The sequence below is a fragment of the Bacillus sp. BR3(2024) genome, from assembly GCF_039134555.1.
Taxonomy (GTDB): domain Bacteria; phylum Bacillota; class Bacilli; order Bacillales; family Bacillaceae_G; genus Bacillus_A; species Bacillus_A cereus.
The window spans coordinates 2,791,778-2,815,786 of the sequence record NZ_CP152433.1; the positions used below are offsets into that span (position 1 = coordinate 2,791,778).

Below are 24,009 nucleotides of genomic sequence, written 5' to 3' on the forward strand. Positions count from 1 at the left end.
TTTTGTATTTTTTCATTATGGTACGTGAAATTATATAAGTGATTATTTCAAAATACCGAATTACTAACAATATTTGACGCTATTTTTTCTAATAAAAAACTGCCTCTTATTTAGAGGCAGCCACTTTTAAGTCTTTTACTGCAACAACATCCGCAAACGCTCCCAATACTGCGTTATGATGTTTCACAATATCTTCAGCACGTAACACTTCTGTATTAAATGTACTATGCGCATCACTCACTAACGTTACTTTATACCCTTCACTATATGCTCTGCGCGTTGTCGTATCTACACAATACTCTGTTTGCATTCCCGAAAGAATAACGTGTTCAATTCCTTTCTCTTGTAACACTTCGCTTAAGTTTGTATTATGGAATGAATCTGGAGTCGTCTTTTCAACTATATTATCTCCTTCTTGCGGAGCGATGGCCGCATGGATTCGCCATCCATCCGTACCTTTTTCTAACGGATGGTCTTTAGGACCGTTATGTTGGATATAAATAACTGGAATATCATTTGAACGACATTCCCTAATAAGCTCTTGCAATGTTTGTAAAAACTTTCCCCCATTATGTACTGGCATTCCAGCTGTATACATACCCGCTTGCACATCAATTACGATTAATGCTTTTTTCATTTCACACATCCCCCTTTATTTGTATAAGCCATTATTATTGTTTATATTCCATCATCCAACAATCTTCTAATTTCCCCTCATGCAACTCATGTTCCTTTAAAATCTTTACTTTTTTAAATCCACTTTTTTCATAACACTTTATTGCTCGTTCATTATTTACTTTCGGATCCATTGCAATTGCTTCTGCTCCCATTTCACCCATAATATATGTAATTGCTGCCTGAACGAGTTTTGTTCCAATTCCCTTTCCCCAATAGGCTGGTTCACCGATAAATTGGTCCATACCCCATACATTTTGTGATTCTTTATAGCCATATAACGCTTTCCACTCTGAATCCACTGGGTACATTTGTATGTAACCAATCGGAATGGTATCAAATTCTATTAAACATCTTTTTTCATTACTGTTTGGACTATGTATAAAATGATCAAGCACCTTTTCTACAGATTGCGGATTATCTCGTCCTTCGTAATACCGCAGGACTGCCGGGTCCGTTAACCATTTAGAAATGATAGATGCATCATCTTCCATTACGTATCTAATCAATAAACCTTCTTTTTGAAAAAGCATATTATACCTCTATTATTTCTTTATATTTTTTCTTGCTGTTACATCTTTCATTGCACCTACTAATGCATATGGTAGTAATGTAATCGCAAAAAATGCTGTAAATACGTTAAGTTGCGGGATTGTATAGAGTGTGAACCATTCAGTGAAAAATTGAGAATTTAATATTCTATTAAAAAACTCTCCGCCTGGCCTAAAGTTTGGCGCCCACGCAGTGATTTCACACAAAATAAAGTGAAACTTTAATCAGTGGGGGTTTTGTTCATCCCCTACTGATTATTAGTTGAACCAATCGGGCTTTTACGGGCAGTTGATCCCCCCACCTAACTTCTTCGCTTTCGCTGAATTTTGAGGTGGGGGTCTTACTGCCCTTTAATGCGGGGTAAACAGTAACTGAACAATAAAAAATGCCCCTAGATAACGAAACCAAGTCCGTTTCCATATAGGTTGTGCATTTTTTAATATATCTCCCATCTTACCCCCTCCTTAAATATCCATCATATTAATTATACACTTTCCTCACTTTATTTGTTAAAATTTTCTATATAATTAATGCTGTTGGGGGGGAATACATTATGTCTAATCCTATACTTACATCCACTTTAATCATTCTTAGAGGAAACTCCGCAAGTGGTAAAACAACGATTGCAAAACAACTACAAGAACATTTCGGACAAGGAACACTTTTAGTATCACAGGATGTTGTACGTAGAGATATGCTTAGAGTACACGACACAATGGGTAATTTATCACATGATTTACTATTTGAAATTACGAAGTACGGAAAAGGAAAATGTGAATTTGTTATTTTAGAAGGTATATTGAACAGTCATAGGTATGGTGAGATGTTAAAAGAATTAATTCGTTATTTTGATGAAAATGCATTTGCATATTACTTTGATTTATCATTAGAGGAAATTATTAGACGACATAACACAAGGGACAAACGATATGAATTTGGTGAAGATTCCCTCCAAAAATGGTATAATCCGCACGATACAATTGAGGTTGCCAGAGAAACTATTTTTACAGATAACTTTACGCAAAAAGATATATTTGATGCGATTCTTAATGATGTTGCGATACAAAAACAAGACTAATATAATATGTTAGTCTTGTTATGTACTTTGTGTTTCCGTTTTTATAATTGAACAATCTTTACATAAATAATAGTATATATTCATTTCCCCAAACTGGAAATCAACTACTGAAATAAGTTCACGTTCCTCGATATCTTGTGTAATTGTAGCAACATACTTCATCTCTTTAGAACAAGTTGGACACGCCAAATGCTCTGGAAGATCCGCATATAATGGTGCCCCTAATAATCTACATACATATTCAGAACCGAACAAGTCAAAAGCTTCCCAGTAACTATCTTCATCTGTAGGTATATCTTCATTTTTCATATTTATAAGCTTTACCGTTGTTTTTGGTAATGAAACTGGTAACTTATCTTCCTCTTCCATTATCCATTCTTCTGTATTTTGCTGCTTTATGATTTGAACTGTTTTACCTCCATCACTTAACTGAAAATATTGCGGTTCCCACACCATCGCACAGTTCAAGCATGAAACGAATGGTAAAATATTTAGTTCATTACTTTTAAGTTCAGCAAGTCTCCCATCTTTTAAATCAAAACAGAGAATTTGATGCATCTTCTCACCGCATAACTTACATACTGGCAAATTACAATCTTGACCGCCAAAGTAATGATTATATGAACCTCTTCCTTCAATTACTCTATACCCTTTCCGCTCATTACAATGTGCGCCATATAATTCTATTGTCATATTCTATCCTCGCCTTTTATAAGAATGATTCACAAAATGATAATAATTAAGACTAAAAAACATCGTCTTCCTGAATAGTTTCCATAATAAATTCTTTTAAACTCGGAGATATTTCTTCCATTTCGTCATCCGCGTGATACCAAATATATATTTTATCATCCATTTTTCCATTATTTATTTTAAAGCACAATTTATCCCCTGAACCATCGTCACCAATTATGATAAGATTTTCTGGTATAGACTCATCTCTCATGTCAATATTTTGTCTAACAATATCATCCCAAGTTTTCGTTACATTTCTATTATCTTTAATCGGATATAGTATCCATTCCCCTATTTCAGCATTATTAACTAATTTAATAAGATCCCTATATTGATTTGGGAAAGCAGCACCTAGCTTTTCTTCCGTTTCTTTTATTTGCAACTCCAATACACCTTGTTTCTTTGTTTCAATATATTCTCTTACTTCTTTCATGAAATACACCTATCCTTTGAACTTAATTACACTATTATGAGTGAAAGTGTTTAGTAAACGATTTGATCCGATTTATATATTTCATTATACGTTAACCCTTCGTTTTCAACATACTATTCTTCTCTACTTCTCAATAACCTTCTGTTCTACTTCCTTACCTCATTCTTAATAGTTTTTCTAAACATGAGACAATTTTTATGTTTTATTACAGGTTTATTAATAAGTCATTTAAAAATCCTATTATCCTTCTACTAAAAAAATAAAAGCCAGCCTCAATAAAGAGAACTGACTTCTATTTGGATAATTATTGTTATTATAAAATTTTCACTTTAACAGTTTGTCTTCCCCAATTCATAGCTTTACTTTTTGAACCCATTAAAACATCAATACGATTACCTTTAATTGCACTTCCAGTATCACCAGCGATCGCTTCTCCATAGCCTTCTACCCATACTTTAGATCCTAATGGGATTACTTTCGGGTCAACTGCGATAATTCTCATATTCGGATTTTCCGTTAAATCATGCCCCATCGCAGTTAAAACGCGTCCACCATATGTACCATTTTCACTTGGATCAGCAGTATACGCTGTCGCTACTACCGTTAATTCACGTTTAGCAGACTGTATGTTGTTTTTAGATGCTTCTTTCGCTCTCTCTTCTTCTTTAGCCTTTGCTATTTCTCTTGCTTTCTCTTCTTCTTTAGCTTTTGCTATTTCTCTTGCTTTTTCTTCTTCTTTAGCCTTTGCTATTTCTCTTGCTTTTTCTTCTTCTTTAGCCTTTGCTATTTCTCTTACTCTCTCTTCTTCTTTAGCCTTTGCTATTTCTCTTACTCTCTCTTCTTCTTTAGCCTTTGCTATTTCTCTTGCTTTCTCTTCTTCTTTAGCTTTTGCTATTTCTCTTGCTTTCTCTTCTTCTTTAGCTTTTGCTATTTCTCTTGCTTTCTCTTCTTCTTTAGCTTTTGCTATTTCTCTTGCTTTCTCTTCTTCTTTAACTTTTGCTATTTCTTGCGCTTTTTCTTCTTCTTTAGCCTTTGCTATTTCTTGCACTTTCTCTTCTTCTTTAACTTTTACTTCTTCTTTGATTTTTGCCTCTTCTTTAGGCTTTACTATTTCTTGCGCTTTTTCTTCTTCTTTAACTTTTACTTCTTCTTTGACTTTTGCCTCTTCTTTAGGTTTTACTATTTCTTGCGCTTTCGGTTCTTCTTTAACTTTTACTACTTTTGCCTCTTCTTTAGGCTTTACTATTTCTTGTGCTTTCGTTGTTTCTTTCGCTTTTGCTACTTTCTGCGTCTTTACTTCTTTCTTTTCTTTAACTGATTTTTGTACTTTCGCTACTTGCTTCGTTTTCTCTTCGGTTTTCTTTTCAGTTGGTGCTGTACTTGATAGGAAAGAAACGTTTGCATAAGCAGTTTTTCCTTTATACTCAAATTGCAGCCATCCGTCTTTTACTTGATGCGTTGATTCAATTACATCATCTTTTTTTAGTCTGCCAAGAATTTCTGAATCTGTGTTTGCTTCAGTACGTACATTTAACAAATTCGCCGTTACATGATATACATCTTTTGTAAACTCCGAACTTACAAACACTTCTTTACCATTCAACTCAATTTTTGACCAGCCATCTTCGGTATTTATGACTTTTAACTCTTGCCCATTCTTTACTTTTTCGACCACTTTTGATTCTGTAGTCGGTTTTTCACGTACGTTAAGTACATCTGCTGTTACGATTGTTTCTGCGGTAGCAGTTGTGGTAAACGCTCCCAATCCAAAAACAGTTGCTGTTGCTGCGCCAATTACTTTTTTCATATTAGCCTCCATTAAATTTTTTTGAATTTTATCAAATGCCTCCGTAAAATTGTATAATTTTACATAATATCAAAACATTTGCAACAGTATATTAATATTGTTTAATATACTGTTATTAAAACTCCTTACTCCAATACTATCAAATTCTCATTTCTAATTCTATATATTATAAATCTCCTTATCTTTTATAAAAGCTCCATGCCCTTCTTCACACTAAATAGTTGTGGCAATTCCCGCCAAAAATAAACTTACGATTGCTAAAATTTGAGTAGCGACAATAGCCCCTCTTAAATGAAACTTATAATCTTTATATCCTTTCATACCTTCCGTACTAGGAATCACAACAAACCTTGGAGTAATCCAGCAAAAAATTAGCCAATCAATTATAAGTAAATCTACTAAATTGAAAATCATTAAAATACCAAAAGTGTGTAAATAGGCATCCATATACATTAACTTTTCATGCTTATGTAGTATATATGTAGAAACGAAAGGAGTACCGAAAAGAATAGTATTATATACAATATTAAAATAAATGGTTTGCTTTTTTTCATGAATCGATTTTGGAAAAACTACTTTTTGAATATCTTTCGGATAATCAGTTAACGAAAGTCGAGGATTATAATATAAGGACCCTAAAATCATTACGGATAGTACAATAGACATGATGACACCAACGTACATCATTTGCTCAAATTGATTCATATGCTTCATTCACCCTTTTCTGTAATTACTATGATGGTCATTCACTTAATTACATATTGTATGTACGTACATAATCAAAAATTAACAACTAGCTTTAATAGCGAAGCAAAATTGTTGCAATGCAAATGCAAATTTAATACAGTGGAAGCCTAATTGATACAGATAGGATTGGTGAAACCTATGAAAATTGAACATATTGCAATTTGGGTAAATGACTTAGAATGTATGCGTGATTTTTATATGAAATACTTTAATGGTAAAGCAAACTCTTTATATCATAATAAAACGAAACAATTTGAATCTTATTTTATTACGTTCGAATCTGGAGCAAGACTTGAACTTATGCGTAAAAAAGGGATTGAAAATAAGCCTAATTTAAACATAACCGGCTATACTCATATGGCTTTTTCTGTCGGTAGTGAAGAACGTGTGAATGAACTAACAAAGGTGATAAAAGATGCTGGTTATCCTTTATTAAATGGACCACGTTTTACTGGAGATGGCTATTATGAAAGTGTAATAGGCGATCCAGAAGGCAATCAAATAGAAATTACGATTTAACTTACCCTTTTCCACCACCTCCGTATTTTTCCACAGATTAGGCGGTGCTGTTGTTGAGGTGCCAAATGAGGCAACTGCTTACTTTTACCGAAAAGCACTATCAAACATGCCAATATTCGCTACTTGGGAACAGCCAGAAGGTGCTGGTGGAAGTATTCGATGGGTTGAAGACTTCCGCTTAGCAATGCTTCCATTTACAAAAGGTGTCTATGTTAATACTCCTGACCTATCCATTAAAAATTGGCCAGATGCATACTTCAGTTGCAACTTTGACCGATTAATGGAAGTAAAAGCGGAATACTTTGCGAAAAATGTCTTTAACTTTCCGCAAAGTATTCCGCTTTTTTAAACTATATATTCCACCTAATATATCAAAATATAAAACATCCATTTTTTTATGGGTGTTTTACAAAAAGAGTTTACATAATATAATTATTAGTTGCTTCTTTTACTAAATATCTATTCAGCAATCGAAAGTAACACTTTCTCAAGGTCTTTTTTAGATAACATACTTTCGTTTATATAGCCATTCTTTTAATTGTAATTCATCCAAAGCTCCGTTCCCCTCTCATAATCCTTCACACTATATTCGCTCGTTTTTCACAAAAGGTTCATTTTACATGAAAATTTATTTATTACAATAAAAATATAAGGTATATTTTTATGAAAAGGAGGAATTCAATAATGAATACAGAGGATAAAATTCACGCTGAAAAAGTGTTAAAAAATCTATTCATCGGATCACAAGTTGATGGATTACAATTTGGTATTTCTCCAGGCGCTATAAAGATTCATTTCACAAACTTTCACGACTCAGTTTATTATGACGGACAATTATATATCAATATCGAATCCAAATGGTGTTTATTTAATAAACCTCAAAAAAGCTACCCATTAAATGAAGATGAATTTGAAGTTTATTCTGAGAAAGAAGAATATGAAAGAATATGTAAGATAAGAAGACAAAAAGTTACCGATATACAACTTGGCTTAGAAAGCCCTCATTTAATTATTACATTAGAGAGTGGACAAATTATTTTTTTAAATGGTTTTCATGATTATTATGAATGTTGGCAAGCTGGTGTCCTATGTGAGGAATGGCTTGTAGTCGCTGCACCTGGGAATGAAATCGCCACTTGGGCTCCCGATGAGTTTACCGATAAGTAAACTGTCTTCACGAAGAAGAAACGAAGATGTTTTATGAAGTACTATACTAATGAACTACATAATCATTTCTATTATACGTAAACAAAATGACGATTTTACTTCTCAAAAAAATTACGAAGATTATACACCAGAGAAATATCATTGTATATCTGTTGATGATGATATTATCAGTAGTTTAAATCAAAATTTATCAATTATGAAAACCTACTTCCATACAGTTAAAAATCAGAAATACGGTTTAGCTTATTGTGGTATTACAATTATCCCGCCTGAATCATTAGCAATTTTCTATGAAACAGTTACATCCTCAAAGTTCTTCAGAAAATCTGATGAGCTGAATGAGTTAGCTTCAAAAATTGTACAAGCTGCAGCAGAACAGAAGTACATGATCCATTATGGGGTTTAAATGTAATTCAAAAAATGCTTAGGATTTCTCCGAAGCATTTTTTGTATGTTACTAATACATTTATTCCTTAACCATTTAGTCAATGCTTGAGCCTATGGACCCATCTTTTACAAGTGAGGGCGCCCCTATTAATCTAAATAAGCGTCTCATTTCCAATCTTCCAGCTAAACCATCTCCCATGCCCTTCTGTTTCTCCAACCGTTTCACGATATTCGTTTCCGTTAATATAATAATCAATATGAAGGTCACGATCCCACATGTTGTTATACAGGTGGAATACATCACGTTTTGCTCCAATTTCTTGTATTTGTTTTTCTAACTTATGTTTTACTTGTTCTGGTATTTGATTTGCAACATGTGTATGGAAAATACAAATAACAGCTTCTTCACTTATTTGTTCAATAATAGATGATAATAGCTCTACACCGTCTCCTTCTATTAATTGGACAGATTCATTTTTCACTAAAGATGCAGCTTGATCAAACATCTCAAGCCTTTCTTTATGTTCTGGCCAAATTAAAGCACGTAACCATAAATAATCTTCCTTATTATGTAAATCATTCACATGTAAGTCCAGTCCAATTCTTTCTACGACAGATGGGCTTTCTTTTAGAAAATGCGGCACATTCGTCCCTCTTATTTCAGAAGTTACATGCACATTTGAATTTATATTTCCGTACATTTCATCCGTCCCGTACGAATAACTATATTGGTCCCAGAACAGTTGCAACCCAGAACTTGTCCCAATTTCAATTAACGCTAACGGCTTCTTCACTTTGTTAAATATGTAGCAGAAACTTGGGTATAAGTATGCGCACCGTCTTACTTCATTTGTTTGAACGAGTTTCGTTTGTAACAAAGTAATGATTTCTTCTCGGTACTCTTTACAGAAATCTTTAAAATGATTAAAAGCTTTATCTAAATTTGTATCAGCATTTTCAACTAAACTACTATAATACGTTTTTAAATGATGTTCTTTCCCTGCTAGCAATAAATAATGTACTACACCTAATAGTAAGTTTGGGACTGGTTGACCTACCTGAGCATAGGACGATAGTGTAAGTACTTCCTCATCTTCAGCAATTTTCATTGATAAATATTCATATAAATCACTTGACCCTTTACATTCCTTTATTGAAAAGTTTCGAAATAAGTTTGAAATTTGTTCTTTTGTGCACATTAGAGTCCCTCCTTTTTATTTTTCAGAATAATCTTACCATTACAGAAAGAATAATCCTATAAAAAGGTACTCGATTTAGTCACTTAAGGATACGTAAGCTTTTTCGAGATAATTTCAAACTGTAATTTTTTTCTATTTATCACCTTAAAAGAGCTTGTTAAATAAGATTTTTAGCGAATAAAACGTTAAATAGTTTAAAATTATCAGATAACACTAGATATTTTAGTCTATTAATTATTATAATAGAGTATGAGATGGTTATATAATTGAGACAAAAAAGGTATACACCTAGGTGGGGCCTAGGCGGTGTTTCTCTTTTACGGCTTAGACATAGAAAACACCTACACTTTTTTGCCAATATAGGGGATGGAGAGATTATCATGAGCAACATGCAGCAAAAAACAGACGTTATCTTAATTGGTGCAGGAATTATGAGTGCAACGTTAGGCTCATTACTAAAAGAATTAGCACCAGAATGGGAAATTAAAGTTTTTGAAAAACTCGCAAGTGCCGGGGAAGAAAGCTCTAACGAATGGAATAATGCAGGTACAGGGCATTCTGCGCTATGCGAACTGAACTATACTTCCGAAAAAGCTGACGGATCTATAGATATTAGTAAGGCTGTAAAAGTGAATGAGCAATTCCAGCTTTCAAGACAATTTTGGGCATATCTTGTAAAGAGCAAATTAATTCGTAATCCACAAGATTTTATTATGCCACTACCTCATATGAGTTTAGTACAAGGGGAAAAAAATGTTGAGTTTCTAAAAAACCGTTTTGAAGCGCTTTCAAAAAATCCACTGTTTCAAGGAATGGAATTTTCTGATGCTCCTGAAACATTAAAAAAATGGCTTCCACTCATTATGGAAGGCCGCACATCTAATGAACCGATGGCGGCAACGAAGATTGACTCTGGAACAGATGTTAACTTCGGTGCATTAACACGTATGTTATTTGATTACTTAAAAACAAAAAATGTCGAGCTAAACTACAAGCATAGTGTCGAAAATATTAAGCGCACGAAAAATGGTTTGTGGGAAGTAAAAGTACACGATATGAATAGTGGTAAAATTGAGCATCATACTGCTAAATTCGTCTTTATTGGCGGCGGTGGCGGTAGCCTACCTCTACTTCAAAAGACTGGTATCCCTGAATCAAAACATATCGGTGGATTCCCGGTAAGTGGACTATTTATGGTATGTAAAAACCAAAAAGTTGTAGAGCAACATCATGCGAAAGTGTACGGTAAAGCTAAGGTTGGTGCTCCGCCAATGTCTGTACCTCATCTAGATACGAGATATATAGACAATAAAAAAGCTTTACTGTTTGGACCATTCGCAGGCTTCTCACCTAAATTCTTAAAAACAGGTTCAAATCTTGACTTAATCGGTTCTGTAAAACCGAATAACGTCTTAACGATGTTAGCCGCTGGTGTAAAAGAAATGGGACTTACAAAATACTTAATTCAGCAAGTTATGTTATCACATGAAAAACGTATGGAAGAATTACGCGAATTCATTCCGAACGCGAAAAGTGAAGATTGGGATATTGTAGTTGCTGGGCAACGTGTACAAGTAATTAAAGATACTGATGCTGGTGGTAAAGGGACACTTCAATTTGGTACAGAAGTAGTAAGTGCAGCTGACGGCTCAATCGCCGCATTACTAGGCGCATCACCAGGTGCTTCTACTGCTGTTCACGTCATGCTTGAAGTATTAGAAAAATGTTTCCCAAGCCGCATGGTAGAATGGGAAGAAAAAATAAAAGAAATGATTCCTTCATATGGCATTTCACTAACTGAAAATCCAAGATTGTTCCAAGATCTTCACACTTCTACTGGTCGTACACTTGGATTAAACGAAAAAGAAACTGTTCATAATTAATGAAGAAATAAAAAAACGTCCGATATATTCGGACGTTTTTTTGTCTACTAAAAATTATACTTATCAATATTATCTTTCGTAAATACAACTCGTTCTGGTAATACGATAATTCCATTCCCTTCTGCCTCATAATCATATCCTTGAATGGAGTTTTGCTCTACCTTCACTTTTCCAATTCCTTTTACTTCGAAGCTATCCCCTACTTTTAACTTCTTCCCTTTTACAACAATTTCATTTGCTACATACGTTGCGAGAGCACCTTGTTGTTTTACATCCCATAAACCAAATTGTGCTACTGTTCCTCGTTTTACGTAATCACGCATAACGTTTGGTGTAGAGAAGCCAGTTACGACAACCTTTTTATCCATTTTTAAATTTTCAGCTGCTTGTGCCATTGCCGGAAGTGCCGTTGCATCTGGACAAATGACTGCATTAATATCAGGATACGTTTTTAAAATATTCTCTCCTACTGACAAAGACTTTTGCGCATTATTTTCACCGTACTGCGTCGTTACAATTTCCCAGTTCGGATATTTCTTTTTAATAATTTCTTTCGCTTTCGTTACCCATTGGTTTTGATCCGTTACTGTCGGGCTAGAATAAAAGAAGGCTACTTTTCCTTTATCTCCAATTTGCTTTGAAGTCATTTCTATTAATAAATTAGCAAGTTGGTCTGGTGTTCCTTGGCTGATATAAAAGGAACGGTCTTTCGGATTCACATCAGAATCCCATGTTAACACCGTCATCCCTTTTTTCTTAGCACGTTGCAGTGATTGCGATAACCCATCCACTGACGTAGATGAAACCATAATCGCATCATAGTTTTGATTAATGAAATTGTTTATATATTTAACTTGCCCTGAAACACTCGCTTCAGACGGTCCATCATACTTCACTTGCACGCCTAACTTATCTCCCATCTCTTTTGCCCCTTCACCACCCGATGTGAAGAAACCAACTCCTGTTAATTTCGGAATAAATGCAAATTTCACATCATCAACTTTTTTCTTATCTGCCGTTTGGCTAGAACACGCAATTAAACCGATTAAACAAATACATACAATCAATACAATCCCCAGTTTTCTCTTCATGACATTTCCCCCTTATGCAAATTCTTTCTTTTCTCCGCTAAGAATTGATGTAATTTGAAATGTCTCATAATAACTGAAAGAATAAGGATAATACCTATTACTACATTGGATTGTTCATTTGTTAAACCCGTCATTTGCAAGCCATACTGCATGAGCCCAATGAAAATACTCGCCAGTACAGTACCAATAATGCTTCCTTTTCCGCCTGTAATAAGTGTACCGCCTAAGACGACTGCTGTAATGATTGGTAAAATTGTTTCACTTCCCATATCAGCACGTGCGGAACCGAAGTAGGCAGTTAAGAAAGCGCCTCCTAATCCACCTCCTAACCCGGAAAGTATGTAAGCAATAATGACTACTTTTTTCGTTTTAATCCCGGTGTATTTTGCTGTATTTTCGTTCGCACCTGTTAATTTTACATGGCGCCCGTATATAGTTCGGTGAAATAATACAGTACATAAAACTGTTAATACGATCAGTAGCCATAATAAATTCGGTATTCCTATAAGACTACCGTTTGTCAGTTGTACAAATGTGTCAGGTAAACCGCTTATTCCTTCGTACCCAGAAGCACCTGCCCCTCCTGAAATGACGAGGGCAATTCCCCCGTATAAAAACATCGTTCCGAGTGTAACGACGAGTGGTTCTACATCCGTCATTTTTATAATGAGTCCGTTTAAAGCGCCTGCTAAACAACTAATTATTAGGGCGATTATAACAGCAAACAAAATAGGTATTCCGTTCATCCAAAGTACACCGATTAAGATTGAAGTGAGCCCCATTATTGAGCCGATCGATACATCAATTCCTCCTGTTACTATAACAAAAGTCATTGGTATCGCCGCAATTGCGATAAATAGGAAATCATTTGTACTAAAAAGGAGATTACTAATATTTAAGAAATCACTATTTATTAAACTAAAAAGGATGAATTCTACAAGAAGTAATACAATTAGAACCCCTTCCCATCTATATACATACTTCATAGATTCATCCTCCTTTCTGCCTTCCACTTTTTCATAACACTATCTAATATGATGATAAGTAATAATAAAAAACCTGAAATAGCATTATTCCAAAATGCTGGTATTTTTAAAAAGACGAGTGAGCTACTTATTGTTTCTAAAAATAACGCTCCTAATGCAGCTCCAAATAAAGATCCTGTTCCTCCTTTTAAATGAATTCCTCCTAGTACAGCGGCTGCGATTACTTGTAATTCTAATCCTGTACCTGTTTGATTTGGCACGAAACCGATATTCATAACAAATATGCAACCAGCGAGCGCAGCGCTTATGCCTGAAATCATAAACGCATATATCTTCACTTTATTTACAGGTATACCAATAAGCCTCGCGCCATCTTCATTATCACCTACCGCATAAAAGTATCTTCCCAATGGCACTTTTCTTAAAAAGAAGTATAGTAGTAGTAAAATAATAAGAACGAACCATACAGTTATAGGTAAACCAAGAATGATGATAGATGACAGCTGCTTAAAATCGTTTGGAATATCTTCAATCCACTTCCCGCCTGTGAAAATTAACATTGTACCTCTAATAATTCCTAACATGCCTAATGTCATAATAATGGCTGGTACCCGAAACTTCGCAACTCCAATACCATTTACGAAACCAATAATGGCCCCAAGTATAATAGCTACAAATATCGACAAGAATGCACTATACCCATTCGTTAACATCATTCCGCAAACTGCTGCACTTAACCCCATGCTTGAACCAACTGATACATCTATATTTTTCGTAAATAAGACGAACGATTGACCGATTGCTAGCACGACTAAAATAACGCTTGATTTCATCAGTAAAGATAACGAGTTAAATTGAATAAAACTAGGGTTTATCATTCCTACAATAGCTATATAAATTAGTAGTAACAGTATGATAGACGTTTCATGCATTTTTAACATATGTTTCATTCCGCTACACCTCCGTATACAAGGCGTGTAACTTCATTCACACTCAGTTGTTCTTTTTCCATATGAGAAACAAATCGCCCATTTCTCATTACATATACACGGTTTACTAATTGGACAATTTCTTCAACATCTGAAGAGATTAATAAAATTGCGAGTCCTTCCCTTTTCATTTTTTTTATCGTCTCATACACTTCAAGCCTTGCTTTCGCATCAATTCCGCGAGTCGGCTCATCAAGAATAATAATTTTAGGATTACATGCAAGATACTTCGCAAGCACGACCTTCTGCTGATTACCTCCTGATAAAGATGCCAGTTCTTTATTCATATCCTGTACAACAATTCGGAACTGTTCTATAAACGAATTAACTAAAGCGCTTTCTTTTTCTTTATTTATAAAAAAGCGATTATTTTGATATAAACTTGCTGCTGCAATATTTTCTTTAACAGAAGCAATTGAGAAAATTCCATTCCTCGCCCTATCCTCTGGCACATAAACTAGTCCTTCGTCTAGCCTTTTATGCAAAGAACACGTATCAATTGATTTTCCACCCAATAAGATAGACCCTGATTTTATAGTTTTCAATCCAAATATCGCTTCTGCTAATTCCGTTCTGCCAGATCCTATAATGCCAGCAACACCTACAACCTCACCCGCATGTACAGTGAATGATATATTTTCGAATGCGTGACCATTTATATCAACCACTTCTAATATTTTTTTCGTCTTTACTGTCTCTTGAACTACTTCTATTTTCTCTTTCTGTTTATATCCTTTTGGCAATAGTCCCTCCATCAGCATGTCATATGTATAGTCACATACATCACCTTGGCTTACAACCATTCCATCACGTAGTATTGCTACTTTGTTGGCAATTTCAAAGATTTCTGGAAAACGATGCGTAATATAAATCATCCCAATTCCTTTTTCTTGTAAACTTTTCATCAACACAAAAAGACTCTTAATTTCGTGTGTTGTTAATGTCGATGTTGGCTCATCTAGAATAAGAATCTCAGCTTCTCTTATTAATCCTCTAACGATTTCTACTAACTGTTGTTGCGCAATCGATAATGTTCCTCCTAGTTTATTAAGGTCAATATCCCATCCTAAGCTGCTAATCAATTGCTGAATCTGTACTTTTAGTTTCTTTTTCTTTTCTTTTAACCCGATACATATATTTTCTTCAATAGTCATATGCGGAAAAATGAGTGGTTCTTGCGGTATTAAATAAATACCTTTTCGGTGTGCTTCTGATGGATTTGAAAACTGTTGCTTCCTTCCTTTTACATACATCTCTCCATCATCATACGAATATAACCCCGTTAATATTTTCATTAATGTTGATTTCCCGGCGCCATTTCCCCCCACTAAAGCGTATATATCTCCGCGCTCTACTTGTAAGTTCACTTCTTTTAATACAAGTTGATTTAAAAACGCCTTACTCATTTTCTTTACTTGTAATAAAGGTACGTTCTCCACATGATGTCACCTGCCTTTATCCAGAACATTTTTTGAGAAAATGATTATTTGTTCTACTTGTTTTGTAGCATTGTATATTCCTTTTTTTATATCTAGAACACTTTTTTCTACGTACTATTAATCGTTTCAACTGGAATAAACAAAATATATGGTACATATGTTTAAGCTGTGGTCAATTGTTGAAAGGGATGAAGAGTATGACTCAGCTGAACTTTGAAGAAAATTTATTAACTAAAGTAGCTTGGTACTATTATAAAGACCAATTAACACAACAGGAGATCGCGTCACTTCTTCATATTTCAAGAAATAAAGTCGTCCGGTTATTAGATAAAGCGCGAAGTGAAGGTATCGTTACATTTCACGTAAAAGGGACTGGTTTGCACTGTTTAAGTATTGAGCGTGACCTAATGAAAAAATTCCACTTAAAAGATGCTTTTATTATCCCTACCCCAGTAAACAATTATCACGCTTCTCTCGGAAAAGCTGCTGCACAATATTTAGAAACTCATCTCCAGCAAGGTGATTTACTCGGTATTGGCTGGGGAGAAACAATTAGCAAAATGCTAGAAAACATTCATTTTGAAAGTTCTATCAACCTTTCAATCGTAACGCTCACAGGCGGGGTAAATCACTATCTCCCGAGAAAACAAAACTATTTACACTACATGCAAGGCGAACTTCACATTATCCCTACGCCGTTTCTAGCGTCTACAACCGAAATGGCACAAAGTATTCTATCAGAACCGAGTGTAAAAGATATGCTTCAAGTCGCTTCACTTGCTCATACGGCTGTTGTCGGTATTGGGGGATTATCTCAAGACGCTACGATTGTAAAAGAAGAAAAATTAACACTACGTGAGATGACATATATTCGTAGTCAAAACGGTGCTGGCGATATTTTAGGACAGTTTTATAATACAAATGGCGATTTATTAGAGCTCTCGCATCACAATCGTCTAATTGGCACGCCCCTCTCTATTTTGCGCAATATGAAGCATGTCGTCGGTGTTGCTGGAGGTACTGAAAAGATAGATGCAATTTATGGTGCCTTAAAAGGAAAGTTTATTCATTCATTAATTACCGATGAGGAAACTGCCCTCTCCTTATTACGAAAGGATGGTGATTGTTAATGTCCCATTTATTAGCTTTCGATGCTGGTACAGGGAGCATTCGAGCAGTTCTTTTTGATTTACATGGTAATCAAATTGCAGTAAGTCAAAAAGAATGGATTCACAAATCTGACCTTCGTTATCCAGGCTCTATGAACTTTGATGTAGTAGAAAATTGGAAGCTAGTACAAGAATGTACGAAAGAGGTGCTTCAAAAAAGCAACACTCCTGCCTCTTCTATTCTTGCTATTAGCGCTACAAGTATGCGAGAAGGATTTGTTTTATATGATCAAGATGGGCAAGAAATATGGGCGTGTGCAAATGTTGATGGGCGCGCATCCGTCGAAGTTAGTGAATTAAAAGAAATTCGGTCACATCTTGAAAAAGATTTATATACAAAGTCTGGTCAAACTTTTTCATTAGGTGCTTTACCACGCCTACTCTGGATAAAAAAACATGAACCCGACGTCTATAATAATATTTACTCTTTTACAATGTTAAACGATTGGATTTTATATAAACTAAGCGGCGTACTACAAATTGATCCCTCAAACGGATGCACGTCAGGTATTTTTGACTTACAAAATAGAGTGTGGGATAACGATGTCGCTAAGGAGTGCGGTCTATCTTTGCCATTTTCACCAACAGTAAATGAAGCTGGTACAGTAATTGGCAACGTTACAAAAGAGTGTGCAGCATTAACTGGATTACGTGAAGGGATTCCTGTCGTCGCCGGGGGGGGAGATGCTCAAATGGCATCGCTCGGAACAGGAATCGTGAAACCGAATCAAACGTTAATATGCGGGGGTAGCTTTTGGCAACAAGAAGTGAATGTTACTGAGCCAATAACAGATCCACATGCTGCGATTCGAGTAAATTGTCACGTCGTTCCGAACCTATGGCAATATGAAACAATCGCCTTTTTCCCAGGTCTCGTTATGCGCTGGTTTCGAGACGCTTTTTGCCAAGAAGAAAAGAAACTTGCTGATAAACTCGGTGTAGATGCTTATGAATTACTAGAAGAACAAGCGAAAGACGTACCTGTCGGTTCATATGGTATTATCCCTACTTTTTCAAACGTTATGAACTACATTTCTTGGCGTCATGCCGCACCTTCATTCTTAAATTTAAGTTTAGACGCTGACAAATGCGGAAAAAAGGAAATGTTCCGTGCTATTGAAGAAAATGCGGCCTTCGTTACACTTGGAAACTTAAAACTAATTGAAAATCTTACTGGTACATTCCCTTCTGAAGTCATTTTTGCTGGCGGTGCCGCTAAAGGGAAACTATGGCCACAAATTCTATCAGACGTACTCGGCATTCCTGTAAAAGTACCAGTTGTGAAAGAAGCAGCTGCTTTAGGAACTGCAATTGCTGCCGGAGTTGGCGCTGGCATATATTCATCTATGGAAGAGACTGCCGAACAATTTGTACAGTGGGAAAATACATTTGAACCAATCACTGAAAATCACGAGCTATACAAAGAATTCTATGAAACATGGAAAACCGTATATAGCAGTCAGCTCGCTTTAGCTGATAAAGGACTTACAACACATATGTGGATTGCACCTGGTGCACTGTAACTCATTTACATAAAGGAGTGAACTGTATGTTAAAAGCGAATGAAAATGATTTCTCCTATCGCTTCGGTGATAACGGGCCGAAATATTTAATACAAGGCCCGAATATTGATCTTGGTCTTGTTGTCATTCAGCCTGGGCAAGAATTTCAAAATCATTACCATACAACGTGTGAAGAAGTTTTTTATGCGTTAGAAGGTGAAATAGACTTCTATGTAAATAACGAAAGAGTTCCCATTAAACAAGGTGATGTCCTGCAAGTTCGCCCTCATGAATCTCACTATCTGATTAACCATTCTGACAAACCTTTTAAAGCTGTTTTTATAAAGTCACCACATTTACCAAATAAAGATACGGTACAAACGGAAAATCCAACATTAACGAAGGAGTGATTTTGAATGACTTGGGGATTTAAAAATCGATTAAATACAATTTTACCTGATGGTAGAGCGGTTATGTTAGCAATAGATCACGGTTATTTCTTAGGACCAATTCACGGACTAGAACAACCACTTGAAACAGTTAAAAACTTACTTCCTTATACAGACTCCCTCTTTTTAACACGCGGTGTACTTAGCTCCTGCATTCCTGAAAACTGCAACACACCGATGGTTATGCGTGTATCTGGTGGCGCTACTGTCGTCGGTAAAGATTTAGCGAATGAAACAATTGTTACACCTGTGAAGGAAGCAGTGAAGCAAAACGCAATTGGCGTTGGCGTTTCTGTTTTTGTCGGATCAGACTATGAAACACAAACTGTTACAAATCTCGCAAATGTAGTCTCTGAAGCTCACGATTACGGCCTACCAGTACTCGGCATTACCGCAGTCGCAAAGGAATTACAAAAACGTGAAGCTCGCTTTCTAGCACTTGCTTCCCGCGTATGTGTTGAAATGGGTGCTGATATTATTAAAACGTATTACTGCGAAGGATTCGAAAAAATAACGAGCACATGCCCTGCCCCAGTCGTCATCGCGGGCGGCCCAAAACTAGATTCAATTGAAGACGCATTAAACATTACGTACAATGCATTGCAAGAAGGAGCAATTGGAGTAGACATGGGCCGAAACATATGGCAATCCGAGCACCCAGCTGCGATGATCCAAGCAATACATGGCATTGTGAAAAATGGATTGAATGTGAAAGAGGCACTTGAACTTTATGATGATGTGAAGAATTAATGTGAAAAGACAGACTATTTATTAGTCTGTCTTTTTTACTTTACAGTGAAACTTTCATAATCCGTCTTCTAATATGATACATACTTAAATTTTATACACCTTCAAATGATTACTCTTGTTGATCGCTATTAAGCTTTGAAACTTTCTTACCTTCTCTATAATCAAGACAAGACACTTCAATTAATAAGCCATTAAATACTGTAAAATAAAAACCATAACTACTACCTCGCATCGAATAAGGTTCCTTATCTATTTCAATGCCGCCTGCTACTAAACGATTATACGCTTGATCAACTTCATTTGAAGTATCCACTAAAAAACCAATATGAAAAGCTTCAGGATACATAACTTCCTTATTTCCCTTAAATGCTTTTGGATCGCTCAGCACAAGTATAAATCCACTTTCATCACTCATAACTACAAGTGCTTTCCCTTTTTGTTCCAAAAATTGAAAATCAAAAAATGTTTCAAAGAAATGTCTCGCTTCTGATAAGTCATCAACACATAAATTTAAATGATTCAGCTTCATGTACTCATCTCCTTTTAAAAAGAAGGGATATAGACTCATTTTCATAACCCTTAAATATGTAAGGCAAGATATTCAAGCGTTCCATCTAAGACTATGCTTTATAAGTCTAATACTTTTCTCCATAGCCTAGAACGTTTTTTATGACTGCAATTATATAAACTGTTCGACGTGAAATATTAATGTACCTATATAAAATAGTCTCATTATTTATTTTCCAGATTGTGTAGAACCCACTCAACCAGGAAAATTGCTGAAGGGATGCGCTCTGTTGTATCACCTAAAAATAGCTTATTAAGTAACTCATCTAAATGAATTGGCTTATTCGGCAACGTTTGAATATACCTTAAAGCAGATCCCGCTGGCGGTACTGGCTTATTATTAATAGCCCATATCCCTTCTAACAATGTCCAAGTTGACGTATGAACTAAGTATGAAGCTTTTAACTCATCATTTGCTTTTAAAGCAGATTGAATTTTAATAAGCGAACTATGCAACCAATGAGAAATGCCCTTCATTTTGTCGCTTGAAACACGATAGTTTTCAAATTCATATGTAGCTATTTCCTTTAACTTTTTTAACTCACCGCTTTTATCAAACAAAATTTTCCCTTCTAGAAATGAGTATAGTTCCATCGGATTGTTTTTAAAGTTTACTTGAATTTGATTAAAATCTGCACCCTTATATTCAACTAAAATATCTTCTCTCATTTCAGAATGAAATTTCTTCTTTTGTCCGTCTTCTAAAAGAATATAGAAGTCTAAATCAGATTCAGGATATGCATCGCCTCTTGCAACAGATCCAATTAGCATGAATCCATTTACCTTTTCCATAGATAAGACTTCCGCTACTATTGTTTGCACTAATTTTTTATGTTGTTCATATGTAATGAATGCAAGTTTTTCTATCATTCCCATCCCCCCAGTCATAAAAAAGAGGATACATGATTGCTTCTACAACATGTATCCTCTACTTATATATTACGACTGTTGATAAGCCGATTTCGATGATTTCACATAATAAACTGCATGATCCACATTAATAATATGATCTGGCTTTGGTTTACCACGGCCCGCTCTATGTCCAGCTAAGTGTTCTTCACTTGTTTCCCAGTTTTTCCATGCTTCTTCAGATTCCCAGCGAATCATTACGACAACTTCTTCGTCGCCGCGTCTTACTTTTTTCACGAGAACACTTAAATCGATGAAGCCTTCAAATTTTTCAATAATACCTTCTCCAGTGAAACGTTCTACAACTATATTTGATGTACCTTCTTTTACTGTAAATGTTTTCGTTTCGATAAACATATATCCCACTCCCTCTTTGTTATACGAATACTAGTATTCTTCTATTATAATTGATTATGATAATTATTTTCAATTGTAAAGTTTTAATTTTTTGAATTATGCTGATTTCTTTTCTATCGCCTCATCTAAAAATTTGAAATATGGAAGTAACATGCCTATTAAAGATGTAACACATATAATTGCACCGATGATTACATATAGCGCTCTTACTCCCCACATTTCACTCAATATCCCCCCTACTAACACACCTAATGGCATAGCGGATCGTATAAAAAATAAACGCACTGAAAATACTTGTCCTATCATATTATTTGGGACGGTTTGTTGGCATATTGTCGTGTTATGAACATTGAAAAATGCAATACAAATCCCTGCTATTACTTCAATTATTATTGCAATGATAATACTATGATTGAATCCTAATAAAATGTATGTGAGTCCCCCTATAAACAATCCTCCAAGCATAAGTATACGCCGGCTTTTATATGTTACTTTTCCGACTAATACTGAGCCAATTACGTAGCCAAGTGGAAAACCTGCCATGAAATAACCGTACTCTGCATATCCCGCTGACAGCTCGTCTTTTATATAAGGAAGATTTGTGACCATCGTTACCCCTACTCCAAACTGCACGAAAGTAAGAAATATACCGAGCCAAACGATGATTGGTTTTGTGAAAAAATATGTAAAACCGTGAAAAAACTGTTCTAGCCACGTTTTCCGAATAGGTTGCGACGTTCTATTTTCTTTTATATAAAATAAGAAAGTGCCACTAACAAATAAACATATGCATACGAAAGATAATGTAAGTTCTGTTCCAATCAAATGAATGACTACTCCGCCTAATACTGGCGCAAGAAACATCATAAGGCGAGTCATTCCATCAATGTACGCATTTGCATCTTGAAGTTGTTCTTTCCCTACAATGCTCGGTGTAATTGCTTGACTTGCAGGTGTATAAAGTGGTGTAATAAGTCCCACTACAATTTGAACAACATAAATGTGCCAAACTTCTATACTACCCGAAACTAGCATCACCAAAGGTAATAAAAATACGGACGCTCGTATCCATTGTGAAAATATCATAATCCACTTCCGGCTCCATTTATCAATAAATGGGCCACTTATTAATTGCAATATGAGTGATGGGATGAAATATAATAACCACATACTACTTAAAGCCATTTCTGATCCTGTTAACTCATATACTAGAATTGAATTACCTAACGTTCCGAAAGCCCCTCCTAATTCAGAGATTGCACTACCAATCCACATAAAAAAGAACGAACGATTTTTCAATACACTCTTCATTATAGCTCACCAACTTTTCTCTTAAACTCCTCCCTTTATGTACATTCTTGTTGCATATTATCTACTCAAAAACGCTTCTAATTCTTTCGCTAACGACTGCACTGCTTTCTTCCTTAATACATACTTTCCATCATGTATATCAACTAACTTCGCTGCACGTAACAATTTCAAATGATGGTGTACTGTCGATTTACCAAGCTGCAATCTTTCCGTTATTTCCTGTAATGTACGTTCTTTTTCAAACAACATTTTTACAATTCGCAATCTCGCCTCATCCCCAAGAGCCTTATGTTTTTGAACTAAAAAATAATTCGGTTCATACGGATCTTCAGGATGAATGCTTTCATTCGCAACTGGATAATGAAATACTTTCGTATCATCAATATCTGCTTCAATATTCCACGGTCTGTACGTCATTTGCGGAATAAGAAGTACGTGATGAACACTTGGCTCTGGCATATAGTTCACGCCACCAGTCGCCCACTCGACAAACTCTTCCGGCTTCATCTTTTTATTCATTTCATTTTTTGCTTCATAATCTCGTTTTAATATAGAAAGTATTTCTTCTTCCTCACTCTTAATTACACTCTCATACCAACCTGTCATTACAGCGATTAAATGAGATTTCAGCACTTGTACATCTACATCACATATAAAGCGAATGTACGTAGAGAAAAACTGATGATCATGTGTTAATTCCTTTAGTTCATGTATTGCAGTTCCATCTCTACTTGCGGCTAAACGTCTTTTTTTCTCATATTTCTCCCCTAAAAACGGTAAACATATATACTTCAAATCTTCTTCTGAAAGTGAATCGATTTTAACATGAAACTGTGATACATCCTGTATGTCTTCTTCATACAACAACTGAAGCAATGCTTTCCACGTATTATTTTCTTCGACAAATTGTAAGTGCTCTCTCATTTCTTCTGTTAATGATTTCTTAATTTCTTCCCATTCATTTTGACTCTTTTCAAGTGTATCAATTAACCTCTTATGAGTAATTGCTGCAATGCCAAGCGCACATTCGAAAAGTATCGAATATTTCACTTGAACGTTATAAGTTTCCCTCTTTCTACTCGTTATGTGATAGACCTCCATTTTTATCCCCTCCTTGTTTGCTATATATCAAATTCTATTTTTATCGAATTTAACCTTCTATATTTTTAGAATTATTTTGCGACTTCAAAAAAACTCTAATCCATGAGCAAATAGAGAAAGGTTTATACTCTTTTTCATTCTGACTCAATTAAAGCCTTGATTATTAAGTATCATATTAAAAAGAAGTTTTTTAATGGCTCTGTTATA

At 35.2% G+C, this 24,009-nt stretch carries 27 protein-coding genes and 1 pseudogene; 10 read left to right on the top strand and 18 right to left on the bottom strand.

The genetic code is table 11. The features are described from left to right. Positions 1–106: 106 nt before the first annotated feature. The 4 genes and pseudogenes from V7S45_RS14475 to V7S45_RS14490 all read right to left on the bottom strand — a co-directional run bounded on the left by V7S45_RS14475 (position 107) and on the right by V7S45_RS14490 (position 1,679). Complete coding sequence (locus tag V7S45_RS14475; protein ID WP_025687149.1) at positions 107–637, bottom strand: cysteine hydrolase family protein; 531 nt, start codon at positions 635–637, stop codon at positions 107–109. Positions 638–671: 34 nt separating this feature from the next. Beyond that, on the bottom strand, positions 672–1,208 hold the full coding sequence (locus tag V7S45_RS14480) for a GNAT family N-acetyltransferase (RefSeq protein WP_000898772.1): 537 nt from the start codon (positions 1,206–1,208) through the stop codon (positions 672–674). Between the two features lie 12 nt (positions 1,209–1,220). After that, a pseudogene (locus V7S45_RS14485) lies at positions 1,221–1,439 on the bottom strand (YfzA family protein); the annotation flags it as partial. Between the two features lie 138 nt (positions 1,440–1,577). After that, on the bottom strand, positions 1,578–1,679 hold the full coding sequence (locus V7S45_RS14490; protein ID WP_000502345.1) for a YfzA family protein: 102 nt from the start codon (positions 1,677–1,679) through the stop codon (positions 1,578–1,580). Positions 1,680–1,780: 101 nt separating this feature from the next. Between V7S45_RS14490 and V7S45_RS14495 the strand changes: the two genes are divergently transcribed. Then, entirely contained in the window at positions 1,781–2,305 is a 525-nt protein-coding gene (locus V7S45_RS14495; RefSeq protein ID WP_025687147.1) for a kinase, read from the top strand. A gap of 18 nt (positions 2,306–2,323) precedes the next feature. Here V7S45_RS14495 and V7S45_RS14500 read toward each other — a convergent pair whose 3' ends face one another. From V7S45_RS14500 to V7S45_RS14515, 4 genes are all read right to left on the bottom strand, one after another. Beyond that, a complete protein-coding gene (locus V7S45_RS14500; RefSeq protein ID WP_000151352.1) occupies positions 2,324–2,998 on the bottom strand; it encodes a hypothetical protein in 675 nt (224 codons plus the stop codon). Between the two features lie 52 nt (positions 2,999–3,050). Then, a complete protein-coding gene (locus V7S45_RS14505; RefSeq protein ID WP_000665935.1) occupies positions 3,051–3,473 on the bottom strand; it encodes an SMI1/KNR4 family protein in 423 nt (140 codons plus the stop codon). A gap of 313 nt (positions 3,474–3,786) precedes the next feature. Continuing rightward, positions 3,787–5,280, bottom strand: a complete 1,494-nt coding sequence (gene entB, locus V7S45_RS14510) for a cell wall-binding protein EntB (RefSeq protein WP_342761416.1) — start codon at positions 5,278–5,280, stop codon at positions 3,787–3,789. 213 nt (positions 5,281–5,493) lie between these two features. Next, the gene (locus V7S45_RS14515; protein ID WP_001071244.1) at positions 5,494–5,985 is read right to left on the bottom strand and encodes a hypothetical protein; all 492 of its coding nucleotides are present in this window, start codon (positions 5,983–5,985) and stop codon (positions 5,494–5,496) included. Positions 5,986–6,165: 180 nt separating this feature from the next. Between V7S45_RS14515 and V7S45_RS14520 the strand changes: the two genes are divergently transcribed. The 4 genes from V7S45_RS14520 (at position 6,166) to V7S45_RS14535 (ending at position 8,119) form a co-directional block, all read left to right on the top strand. Further along, positions 6,166–6,546 carry a VOC family protein gene (locus V7S45_RS14520; RefSeq protein WP_000687535.1) on the top strand — a complete coding sequence of 127 codons (381 nt, stop codon included), beginning with the start codon at positions 6,166–6,168 and terminating at the stop codon, positions 6,544–6,546. 58 nt (positions 6,547–6,604) lie between these two features. Continuing rightward, positions 6,605–6,895: a BBE domain-containing protein gene (locus V7S45_RS14525; RefSeq protein WP_002041349.1), complete on the top strand. Its 291-nt coding sequence runs from the start codon at positions 6,605–6,607 to the stop codon at positions 6,893–6,895. Between the two features lie 335 nt (positions 6,896–7,230). Continuing rightward, positions 7,231–7,713: a hypothetical protein gene (locus tag V7S45_RS14530; RefSeq protein ID WP_001090915.1), complete on the top strand. Its 483-nt coding sequence runs from the start codon at positions 7,231–7,233 to the stop codon at positions 7,711–7,713. 49 nt (positions 7,714–7,762) lie between these two features. Next, positions 7,763–8,119: a hypothetical protein gene (locus V7S45_RS14535; protein WP_001106574.1), complete on the top strand. Its 357-nt coding sequence runs from the start codon at positions 7,763–7,765 to the stop codon at positions 8,117–8,119. A 133-nt stretch (positions 8,120–8,252) separates the two neighbouring features. On the opposite strand, the gene V7S45_RS14540 is transcribed toward V7S45_RS14535, so the two are convergent. Next, the gene (locus V7S45_RS14540) at positions 8,253–9,299 is read right to left on the bottom strand and encodes a DUF2332 domain-containing protein (RefSeq protein ID WP_000337443.1); all 1,047 of its coding nucleotides are present in this window, start codon (positions 9,297–9,299) and stop codon (positions 8,253–8,255) included. Between the two features lie 380 nt (positions 9,300–9,679). Here V7S45_RS14540 and V7S45_RS14545 point away from each other — a divergent pair, with 380 nt between their 5' ends. Further along, positions 9,680–11,182, top strand: a complete 1,503-nt coding sequence (locus tag V7S45_RS14545; RefSeq protein ID WP_000069138.1) for a malate:quinone oxidoreductase — start codon at positions 9,680–9,682, stop codon at positions 11,180–11,182. A gap of 47 nt (positions 11,183–11,229) precedes the next feature. On the opposite strand, the gene lsrB is transcribed toward V7S45_RS14545, so the two are convergent. The 4 genes from lsrB to V7S45_RS14565 are packed head-to-tail and all read right to left on the bottom strand — an operon-like array spanning position 11,230 to position 15,687. Next, on the bottom strand, positions 11,230–12,273 hold the full coding sequence (gene lsrB, locus V7S45_RS14550) for an autoinducer 2 ABC transporter substrate-binding protein LsrB (protein ID WP_000823661.1): 1,044 nt from the start codon (positions 12,271–12,273) through the stop codon (positions 11,230–11,232). Next, positions 12,270–13,259 (bottom strand): autoinducer 2 import system permease LsrD, encoded by a 990-nt coding sequence (locus tag V7S45_RS14555; RefSeq protein WP_025687463.1) that lies wholly within the window; start codon positions 13,257–13,259, stop codon positions 12,270–12,272. Before V7S45_RS14555 ends, lsrB begins: the two co-directional genes overlap by 4 nt. After that, the gene (locus V7S45_RS14560; RefSeq protein ID WP_000682144.1) at positions 13,256–14,209 is read right to left on the bottom strand and encodes a sugar ABC transporter permease; all 954 of its coding nucleotides are present in this window, start codon (positions 14,207–14,209) and stop codon (positions 13,256–13,258) included. Before V7S45_RS14560 ends, V7S45_RS14555 begins: the two co-directional genes overlap by 4 nt. Then, positions 14,206–15,687 (bottom strand): sugar ABC transporter ATP-binding protein, encoded by a 1,482-nt coding sequence (locus V7S45_RS14565; RefSeq protein WP_000432616.1) that lies wholly within the window; start codon positions 15,685–15,687, stop codon positions 14,206–14,208. The genes V7S45_RS14560 and V7S45_RS14565 overlap by 4 nt, the downstream gene beginning before the upstream one ends. A gap of 197 nt (positions 15,688–15,884) precedes the next feature. Here V7S45_RS14565 and V7S45_RS14570 point away from each other — a divergent pair, with 197 nt between their 5' ends. The 4 genes from V7S45_RS14570 to lsrF are packed head-to-tail and all read left to right on the top strand — an operon-like array spanning position 15,885 to position 19,557. Then, a complete protein-coding gene (locus V7S45_RS14570) occupies positions 15,885–16,817 on the top strand; it encodes a sugar-binding transcriptional regulator (RefSeq protein ID WP_000192709.1) in 933 nt (310 codons plus the stop codon). Then, positions 16,817–18,379, top strand: coding sequence for an autoinducer-2 kinase (gene lsrK / locus V7S45_RS14575; RefSeq protein ID WP_000018816.1), 1,563 nt, complete (start codon positions 16,817–16,819; stop codon positions 18,377–18,379). Before V7S45_RS14570 ends, lsrK begins: the two co-directional genes overlap by 1 nt. 26 nt (positions 18,380–18,405) lie before the next feature. After that, complete coding sequence (locus tag V7S45_RS14580) at positions 18,406–18,768, top strand: cupin domain-containing protein (protein ID WP_000909986.1); 363 nt, start codon at positions 18,406–18,408, stop codon at positions 18,766–18,768. A gap of 6 nt (positions 18,769–18,774) precedes the next feature. Next, positions 18,775–19,557 carry a 3-hydroxy-5-phosphonooxypentane-2,4-dione thiolase gene (gene lsrF / locus V7S45_RS14585; protein WP_000219765.1) on the top strand — a complete coding sequence of 261 codons (783 nt, stop codon included), beginning with the start codon at positions 18,775–18,777 and terminating at the stop codon, positions 19,555–19,557. A 109-nt stretch (positions 19,558–19,666) separates the two neighbouring features. Here lsrF and V7S45_RS14590 read toward each other — a convergent pair whose 3' ends face one another. The 5 genes from V7S45_RS14590 to V7S45_RS14610 form a co-directional block, all read right to left on the bottom strand. Then, positions 19,667–20,086 (bottom strand): VOC family protein, encoded by a 420-nt coding sequence (locus tag V7S45_RS14590; RefSeq protein WP_000773080.1) that lies wholly within the window; start codon positions 20,084–20,086, stop codon positions 19,667–19,669. Between the two features lie 203 nt (positions 20,087–20,289). Further along, positions 20,290–20,994, bottom strand: coding sequence for a nucleotidyltransferase domain-containing protein (locus V7S45_RS14595; protein WP_000570640.1), 705 nt, complete (start codon positions 20,992–20,994; stop codon positions 20,290–20,292). 69 nt (positions 20,995–21,063) lie between these two features. Continuing rightward, positions 21,064–21,390: a heme-degrading monooxygenase HmoA gene (gene hmoA, locus V7S45_RS14600; protein WP_000469498.1), complete on the bottom strand. Its 327-nt coding sequence runs from the start codon at positions 21,388–21,390 to the stop codon at positions 21,064–21,066. Between the two features lie 96 nt (positions 21,391–21,486). Beyond that, the gene (locus V7S45_RS14605) at positions 21,487–22,701 is read right to left on the bottom strand and encodes an MFS transporter (protein WP_025687460.1); all 1,215 of its coding nucleotides are present in this window, start codon (positions 22,699–22,701) and stop codon (positions 21,487–21,489) included. 57 nt (positions 22,702–22,758) lie between these two features. Next, positions 22,759–23,802: a metalloregulator ArsR/SmtB family transcription factor gene (locus V7S45_RS14610; RefSeq protein ID WP_025687459.1), complete on the bottom strand. Its 1,044-nt coding sequence runs from the start codon at positions 23,800–23,802 to the stop codon at positions 22,759–22,761. Positions 23,803–24,009: the final 207 nt, after the last annotated feature.

What these genes read in the sequence shown, in the direction of transcription:
- V7S45_RS14475 (WP_025687149.1), bottom strand. Translation starts at nt 637, where the DNA reads ATGAAAAAAGCATTAATCGTAATTGATGTGCAAGCGGGTATGTATACA.
- V7S45_RS14480 (WP_000898772.1), bottom strand. Translation starts at nt 1,208, where the DNA reads ATGCTTTTTCAAAAAGAAGGTTTATTGATTAGATACGTAATGGAAGAT.
- V7S45_RS14490 (WP_000502345.1), bottom strand. Translation starts at nt 1,679, where the DNA reads ATGGGAGATATATTAAAAAATGCACAACCTATATGGAAACGGACTTGG.
- V7S45_RS14495 (WP_025687147.1), top strand. Translation starts at nt 1,781, where the DNA reads ATGTCTAATCCTATACTTACATCCACTTTAATCATTCTTAGAGGAAAC.
- V7S45_RS14500 (WP_000151352.1), bottom strand. Translation starts at nt 2,998, where the DNA reads ATGACAATAGAATTATATGGCGCACATTGTAATGAGCGGAAAGGGTAT.
- V7S45_RS14505 (WP_000665935.1), bottom strand. Translation starts at nt 3,473, where the DNA reads ATGAAAGAAGTAAGAGAATATATTGAAACAAAGAAACAAGGTGTATTG.
- entB (WP_342761416.1), bottom strand. Translation starts at nt 5,280, where the DNA reads ATGAAAAAAGTAATTGGCGCAGCAACAGCAACTGTTTTTGGATTGGGA.
- V7S45_RS14515 (WP_001071244.1), bottom strand. Translation starts at nt 5,985, where the DNA reads ATGAATCAATTTGAGCAAATGATGTACGTTGGTGTCATCATGTCTATT.
- V7S45_RS14520 (WP_000687535.1), top strand. Translation starts at nt 6,166, where the DNA reads ATGAAAATTGAACATATTGCAATTTGGGTAAATGACTTAGAATGTATG.
- V7S45_RS14530 (WP_001090915.1), top strand. Translation starts at nt 7,231, where the DNA reads ATGAATACAGAGGATAAAATTCACGCTGAAAAAGTGTTAAAAAATCTA.
- V7S45_RS14535 (WP_001106574.1), top strand. Translation starts at nt 7,763, where the DNA reads ATGAACTACATAATCATTTCTATTATACGTAAACAAAATGACGATTTT.
- V7S45_RS14540 (WP_000337443.1), bottom strand. Translation starts at nt 9,299, where the DNA reads ATGTGCACAAAAGAACAAATTTCAAACTTATTTCGAAACTTTTCAATA.
- V7S45_RS14545 (WP_000069138.1), top strand. Translation starts at nt 9,680, where the DNA reads ATGAGCAACATGCAGCAAAAAACAGACGTTATCTTAATTGGTGCAGGA.
- lsrB (WP_000823661.1), bottom strand. Translation starts at nt 12,273, where the DNA reads ATGAAGAGAAAACTGGGGATTGTATTGATTGTATGTATTTGTTTAATC.
- V7S45_RS14555 (WP_025687463.1), bottom strand. Translation starts at nt 13,259, where the DNA reads ATGAAGTATGTATATAGATGGGAAGGGGTTCTAATTGTATTACTTCTT.
- V7S45_RS14560 (WP_000682144.1), bottom strand. Translation starts at nt 14,209, where the DNA reads ATGAAACATATGTTAAAAATGCATGAAACGTCTATCATACTGTTACTA.
- V7S45_RS14570 (WP_000192709.1), top strand. Translation starts at nt 15,885, where the DNA reads ATGACTCAGCTGAACTTTGAAGAAAATTTATTAACTAAAGTAGCTTGG.
- lsrK (WP_000018816.1), top strand. Translation starts at nt 16,817, where the DNA reads ATGTCCCATTTATTAGCTTTCGATGCTGGTACAGGGAGCATTCGAGCA.
- V7S45_RS14580 (WP_000909986.1), top strand. Translation starts at nt 18,406, where the DNA reads ATGTTAAAAGCGAATGAAAATGATTTCTCCTATCGCTTCGGTGATAAC.
- lsrF (WP_000219765.1), top strand. Translation starts at nt 18,775, where the DNA reads ATGACTTGGGGATTTAAAAATCGATTAAATACAATTTTACCTGATGGT.
- V7S45_RS14590 (WP_000773080.1), bottom strand. Translation starts at nt 20,086, where the DNA reads ATGAAGCTGAATCATTTAAATTTATGTGTTGATGACTTATCAGAAGCG.
- V7S45_RS14595 (WP_000570640.1), bottom strand. Translation starts at nt 20,994, where the DNA reads ATGATAGAAAAACTTGCATTCATTACATATGAACAACATAAAAAATTA.
- hmoA (WP_000469498.1), bottom strand. Translation starts at nt 21,390, where the DNA reads ATGTTTATCGAAACGAAAACATTTACAGTAAAAGAAGGTACATCAAAT.
- V7S45_RS14605 (WP_025687460.1), bottom strand. Translation starts at nt 22,701, where the DNA reads ATGAAGAGTGTATTGAAAAATCGTTCGTTCTTTTTTATGTGGATTGGT.
- V7S45_RS14610 (WP_025687459.1), bottom strand. Translation starts at nt 23,802, where the DNA reads ATGGAGGTCTATCACATAACGAGTAGAAAGAGGGAAACTTATAACGTT.